Consider the following 4,500-nt stretch of genomic DNA (forward strand, 5'->3'; position numbering starts at 1 on the left):
AATAGTAAAACAATCAGCTTGTTGATACAAGCTGATTGTTTATTAATCAGTTAAAATTATTCTGACTGGTACAAAATGTTTCTTGGTTTAGAAACTCTTTGAAATAGAAAAGATAACGCGGCTATCTGCCAGGTAAGAACCATCAATATCGGTATCCACGTAAGCAAGGCTTAAACCAGCACCCAGAACTTCAGTACTGACACCGACACTCCAGTCCAGATAACTGGCGCTGCTGTCATCATATTCGTTCTGGCCAACATGCAGGTCGAGGCTCAGATTATCCATTAACGCGTAGCTGTAGTTTGCATAAATGTAAAAGAAATTTCCGCTGTTGGCATAGTAGTCATCGCTGTATGCCAGGCCGAAAGTGAGATCTTTGTATGACAACGAACCATAAACTTCCCAAAAGTTTGAGCCATCGATTTCGGTGTTGGGGTAGCCATAACGCATAATACCGACATCAGTTGACCAATCTTCATTGATAGAGCCACTCCAGCCAAGCAGAACATCCAGTTCCAGTGTTCCTTCAGCCAGAAAATCTACGTTAGAGCCCCATACCGAGAGATAAAAGCCTGACTCATCAGTCAATGACAAACCACCTTGTAACGCCGGTGCCTCTTCTGTTTGTGAAATGCCGCGAAACGCATAATCTGATGTAATCGTTATGTCGCCGCCCAGCTCAATGGCACTAGCAGTAAAACTGCTGACTGACAGTCCAAGTAAAAACATACTACTTACTAACGTGTTCATTTTTGTTGATGTTTTCATTTTATTTGCCTTTTTCTCTGTTCCCTGTTGTTCATATTCCAAGATATATGCCAGCTGAAATACTTTAATAAAATCATTTATCTATGATTATTGAGCTTATTTCTTGCAAATTGACTGGGCTGAGTTGGTGCGGTTTTGCTCGTTTTTTGTGCAAGGTGAGCCGCTTGTGTCGCCGTGCTTTTTTATGACAAATTCAGTACAGTCTGTAGCTGGCCAACTTTAGGAAAGACGTTATGCAACCGTATTTAATTGCCCCTTCGATTCTATCTGCTGATTTCGCCCGGTTGGGGGACGATGTTGCTGCAGTATTGAAAGCGGGTGGCGATGTAGTGCATTTTGATGTAATGGATAATCACTATGTGCCCAACCTGACTATGGGGCCCATGGTATGTCAGGCATTACGAAACTATGGTATTGCAGCACCAATAGACGTGCACCTGATGGTGGAGCCGGTGGATGCTTTGGTGCCACAGTTTGCTGCAGCCGGGGCCAGTATCATCACCTTCCATCCGGAAGCTTCTCGCCACATAGATCGCACTTTACAGCTTATCCGGCAGCAGGGCTGTCAGGCTGGTCTGGTGTTTAACCCGGCTACGCCACTAAGCTATCTGGATTATGTGCTGGATAAAGTTGATGTTGTGCTGTTGATGTCAGTAAACCCGGGTTTCGGGGGGCAGAAGTTTATTCCACAGACCCTTAATAAAATTGCAGCTGCCCGTAAAATGATTGACGACAGCGGTCTGGCGATAAGGCTGGAAGTCGATGGTGGAGTGACTGCTGATAATATCGCAGATATAGCCGCTGCAGGCGCCGATATGTTTGTTGCAGGTTCGGCCATATTCAATGCAGAAGATTATAAAGACGCAATCGAAACGATGCGGCGACAACTGGCAAAAGTAGCGCGCTGAGCCGCTTTTTTACTGTTGCAAAAAGTTGATACGGTTATAATGCAGCACTTCTTTCCGGCAGCTGCCGGTTAATCGTTATAAATACAGTCTTAAATGGATACAACTATGAGCAATAAGCCAATTGTACTAAGTGGCGCACAGCCGTCTGGCCAACTGACGATAGGAAATTATCTGGGCGCCTTGCGGCAGTGGGACAAAATGCAGGATGACTATGATTGCTTATATTGTATCGTTGATCTGCACGCTATAACTGTCCGCCAGGATCCTGCTGCACTGCGCAATGCGTCTCTGGACAGTCTGGCACTGTATTTAGCCTGTGGTATAGATCCAAGCCGCTCAGCGGTATTTATGCAATCGCATGTACCCGAGCATAGCCAGCTTGCCTGGGTGCTTAACTGCTATACCCAGTTCGGCGAACTCAGCCGCATGACACAGTTCAAAGACAAATCTGAACGCCATACGCATAACGTGAATGCTGGCTTGTTTACTTATCCGGTATTAATGGCGGCAGATATTTTACTGTATCAGGCTAATCAGATACCGGTGGGGCATGATCAGAAACAGCATCTGGAGCTGGCGAGGGATGTCGCTATGCGGTTTAACGCCTTACATGGTGATATTTTCACCGTGCCAGAGCCTTTTATTCCGCCAGTAGCCGCGCGGGTGATGAGCTTGCAGGACCCAACCAAAAAAATGTCGAAGTCGGATGAAAACCCATGGAACTTTGTTGGTCTGCTGGAAGATCCCAAAATGATCAGTAAGAAGTTTAAAAAAGCGATGACAGATTCCGAAGATCCTCCAAGGGTGCGTTTTGACCTGGACGCTAAACCGGGTGTAGCCAATCTGCTTAGCATTTTAAGCGGTGTGACCGGTAAAACTATTGCGGCATTGGAAGCGGAGTACGAAGGAAAGATGTACGGCCATTTAAAAGGTGATGTCGCCGATGCGGTAATTGCTTTACTGGAGCCGGTGCAAAAACGCTTTGCCGAACTGCGCGCCGATCAGGCTACATTATCAGCGGTGATGCGTGCAGGAGCAGATAAAGCCCGTAGCCGGGCGGCAGCCACTCTGGCCCGTGTCAATGAAGCCGTGGGTTTTGTGTTGCCCTGATCAGATATCATGTTGTTACTGATTGATAATTATGATTCTTTTACCTACAACCTGATGCAGTACTTTGCTGCATTGGGTCAACAGGTTATGGTGCGGCGCAATGATGATATCAGTATTGCACAGATAAAGATGCTGGCGCCGGAGTATCTGGTGATTTCACCCGGCCCCAAGACGCCGGATGACGCTGGTATATCGTTATCTGCAATTGAACAATTTGCCGGTAAATTGCCTATTTTGGGTGTTTGTCTGGGGCATCAGGCTATTGCCCAGGTGTTTGGCGCAAAAGTTGTGCATGCCAGACAGGTTATGCACGGTAAAAACAGCCTGATACAGCACAATAATACTTCGGTGTTTCATGGCCTGGCGAATCCGCTCGATGTAACACGTTATCACTCTCTGGTAGTAGAGCGGGACTCCGTCCCTGCGGAGCTTGAATTGACAGCCTGGACGGCTTTGGACAATAACTGCCCTGACGAAGTGATGGGGCTGCAGCACAGGACTATGGCGCTGCACGGCGTGCAATTTCATCCCGAAGCTATTCTCAGCCAGCAAGGTAAACAATTACTGGCAAATTTTCTGCACTGTGCCAACTGACATCATGCTGTTATTGACTGCGTGTGCAAGGCACCGCAGTATGATGCTGTATTTGGCAATAAACTAACGGAACCAACTGAACGTGATAACTTCTTCGATGCCAGTGACTGATAGCTTTGTACAACGCTTTTTTGATCAGTTAATTGGCGTTAATCCGGACAAAAAACGGCTGGGGTATCAGATCCGGGCTGGCCAGCCGCAGTCGGAACGTACTTTACTGGAAATCGAAGCACAGGCACAGAAACAGCGTATGGCTGGCGCTCAGGCCAAAGCACAGTTTACTGAATTTGCGCAGGCGCATCTGCATGATGAAGTATCAGATGAATTAGTACGCCGGTTGCATAATATTGAGCATGTGATGGCGTCATTGTTTGACCCCACCGACGCGTATTACCAGGTGCTGGATGCGTTAAGTGGCAAAGCTGTCACTGTAAATAAATTGGATCCGCTGGTTAGCCGTGTCCCCTGGTTAGTTGAAGATTTGCTGCGCTTGGTTAATCAGCCTCAGTACCGTAATCGCACATCGTCAGGTGCCATGGTAAAGGACGTAAAAACAGCATTACGGTTCCTGGGTGTTGAAAGTTTGCAGCTTATTTTACCGGTATATGCCATGAAACGGATGATACCGCATGCTACGGACCCCTTTACCGGCTTGAAAAACCGCTTATGGGATTATTCACTTGCAGTGGCGATTGCTGCGAAGAGGCTGGCAGAAGACAGTCCAGAGCATCCATATAATGCTTTTTGCGTTGGGCTGTTTCACACTCTCGGCCATGCGGTAGTTACCCGCAATTATTTGCGCACCTATCAGCAGGTCAGGCAGCAGCAGCTACTGCAAGCACGTGAAAGCCGGGATGTACAGCTGACCGATGCGCTTGACAGTCTCGAGCCGGATGGCAGTTTCTTGTCTGAAAGCATACATGAGTTTGCCGCTGTCCTGAGTGCAGATATCACCTCTCGCTGGCAGCTCGATACATTGCCACTTTGTCAGACACTGGATCAGCTTGCTGAAGGGGCAGGTTTTGCCGGTAGCAGTCCGCTGGCGCGTTTGGTGCAACAGGCTCAGGCCTACGTACAATGGCGTGATTTAAAACAACGTCAGCAAGTCAGCGAGGAAGAA

5 protein-coding genes are annotated in these 4,500 nt (G+C 47.6%); 4 read left to right on the top strand and 1 reads right to left on the bottom strand.

Annotation, left to right across the window (positions count from 1 at the left end):
* Positions 1 to 87: 87 nt before the first annotated feature.
* Positions 88 to 768, bottom strand: a complete 681-nt coding sequence (locus VIN66_RS16045) for a TorF family putative porin (RefSeq protein ID WP_331924916.1) — start codon at positions 766 to 768, stop codon at positions 88 to 90.
* A gap of 233 nt (positions 769 to 1,001) precedes the next feature.
* Between VIN66_RS16045 and rpe the strand changes: the two genes are divergently transcribed.
* The 4 genes from rpe to VIN66_RS16065 form a co-directional block, all read left to right on the top strand.
* A complete protein-coding gene (gene rpe, locus VIN66_RS16050; RefSeq protein ID WP_331924917.1) occupies positions 1,002 to 1,676 on the top strand; it encodes a ribulose-phosphate 3-epimerase in 675 nt (224 codons plus the stop codon).
* A 105-nt stretch (positions 1,677 to 1,781) separates the two neighbouring features.
* Positions 1,782 to 2,786, top strand: a complete 1,005-nt coding sequence (gene trpS, locus VIN66_RS16055) for a tryptophan--tRNA ligase (RefSeq protein WP_331924918.1) — start codon at positions 1,782 to 1,784, stop codon at positions 2,784 to 2,786.
* Positions 2,787 to 2,795: 9 nt separating this feature from the next.
* On the top strand, positions 2,796 to 3,380 hold the full coding sequence (locus tag VIN66_RS16060) for an aminodeoxychorismate/anthranilate synthase component II (protein ID WP_331924919.1): 585 nt from the start codon (positions 2,796 to 2,798) through the stop codon (positions 3,378 to 3,380).
* A gap of 82 nt (positions 3,381 to 3,462) precedes the next feature.
* The coding region (locus tag VIN66_RS16065; RefSeq protein ID WP_331924920.1) for an HDOD domain-containing protein at positions 3,463 to 4,500 on the top strand (1,038 nt) is incomplete at its 3' end.

The sequence above is a fragment of the Rheinheimera sp. genome (assembly GCF_036568245.1).
Lineage (GTDB): Bacteria > Pseudomonadota > Gammaproteobacteria > Enterobacterales > Alteromonadaceae > Alishewanella.